The sequence below is a fragment of the Saccharopolyspora sp. NPDC000995 genome (assembly GCF_053599315.1).
In genome coordinates this window covers 1-1,586 of record NZ_JBSFLZ010000318.1, presented here as the reverse complement: position 1 = coordinate 1,586, position 1,586 = coordinate 1, and the positions used below count along the sequence as shown (strand labels likewise).

General features: G+C 68.2%; 2 protein-coding genes. One reads left to right on the top strand and one right to left on the bottom strand.

Going from position 1 to position 1,586, the window contains the following annotated elements:
• Nucleotides 1–60 precede the first annotated feature (60 nt).
• Nucleotides 61–261, bottom strand: a complete 201-nt coding sequence (locus ACWDKQ_RS36080; protein WP_450143226.1) for a hypothetical protein — start codon at nt 259–261, stop codon at nt 61–63.
• Between the two features lie 826 nt (nt 262–1,087).
• Between ACWDKQ_RS36080 and ACWDKQ_RS36075 the strand changes: the two genes are divergently transcribed.
• The gene (locus tag ACWDKQ_RS36075; RefSeq protein WP_450143225.1) at nt 1,088–1,489 is read left to right on the top strand and encodes a hypothetical protein; all 402 of its coding nucleotides are present in this window, start codon (nt 1,088–1,090) and stop codon (nt 1,487–1,489) included.
• Nucleotides 1,490–1,586: the final 97 nt, after the last annotated feature.

Sequence of the window (1,586 nt, the reverse complement as noted above, 5' to 3'; positions counted from 1 at the left end):
CCACGACCGAACACCCTGTCAGAGCCCTCGATCGGGCAGACACAGGCCCGGCCGATCAACTCACCTATGCCCATGTGCGGATGACGGGGCTAGCCCGGCAAGCACCAACCGAACGGTGTAGGGCACGGTCAGCATCAGGTGCGCGAGTAGCCGCGTCACCGGGATGGTCATCAGGCCGTGCTGCGCAACCCACTGCGGCAACCCTATGCCGAGCACGATCGTCGGCACCGCGAACGCGCTGGAGAACAGGTTGTCCAGCACCGACCGGGACGTGAGCAGCGGCGCGACGAACAGCAGGACGCACGCCGCGATGCCGGCGCGGCCGCAGCAGCCCGGTGCTCCAGAGCGGTCCGCGTCGGGCCGTCAGGATCCGCGGACGGTCAGCGACGCGTGTTGCGGTTGCCACATGCACTTCACTCCTGCCCCGCTCCGGCACGGATTTGCCGAGCGGTAGCGAAAGCTCGACAACACCGGGCACTGCGGACACCGCACACCGGGCCTTGGCGCCCAGGAACCCGGTGTCCCGAAATCGTGCCGGGCAGCCCACGCCCGAGGTCGCGAGCCGGATCGCCTCTGGCCGCACGTAGCCCCGGATGTCATCGCCCCGCTGCGGCCGCCCACAGACGGATCCGCCGACACCACCACGCAGTCGGCAACCCGGCAGACCGCGCCGCCCACGGAAGTGCCATCCAGCACGTTGACCTCGCCGATGAACTGGGCGACGCGCAAACCGGCTAGGAAGTCCTCCGCACCGACCCTCGCGCGGGGTGTCGAGCTGGCGGATCACGCTCTGGTCCAGGACCGCAATTTGGCCGGAGACGGGAAGGTGTACGCGAAGACCAGTGCCTGACGCCCCTGCTGACCGGACCCGCGTCGTCTGGCAGTGCCGACAGTCCCCGCGTTGTCACACTCACGGCCCCGCGTCCGAGATCGACGCCATTCCCCTGCTGCTACGACTAAAATCCCCGCGAACGCGCAACGCACGGGGAGCAGATGTCCACGAATTCCAGAGCCACCCTGGACGCGGAAAACACGGACCGCATTCCCCGCCCCCTCCCGCCGTTTCCCCGCACTCCTGACCGTCGCGGTGCTGGTTGCAGGGCTGCGGGTGGCCCTCACCGGATGGCCCGAGCTGACCGAATCCGTCGCCCGCGCATACCGAGCGCTCCCTGCCGAGCAGCAGCGCCACACCGTGATCGTCGCCGAGAACTACTACCTGGCAGGAGCTCTCGACGTCCGCGGCCGGAAAGCCGGCCTGCCCCGCACCTACAGCCCGCACCGCGGCTATTGGTTCTTCGGCACACCACCGGAGGACGCCGACACAGTGCTGTACGTCGGGAACCAACAGCCGCTGTCCGACCACTTCGGACAGTCGCGCGAACTCCGCGAGATCGAGGCCGGCGTGGTGAACATGGTCGGGGGCAACACGATCACGCTCGACCCGAAGCAACCGTGGCACGCGGTGTGGCCGCGGATCCGCACCATCTGACGGTTGCGCAGCCCATGATCGGGAATGATTTGGCGTGCGTTCGACGGGCACCAGACGTGGCGTGTCGAATCACACGTGCGTTCGGACAGGGTTGTGT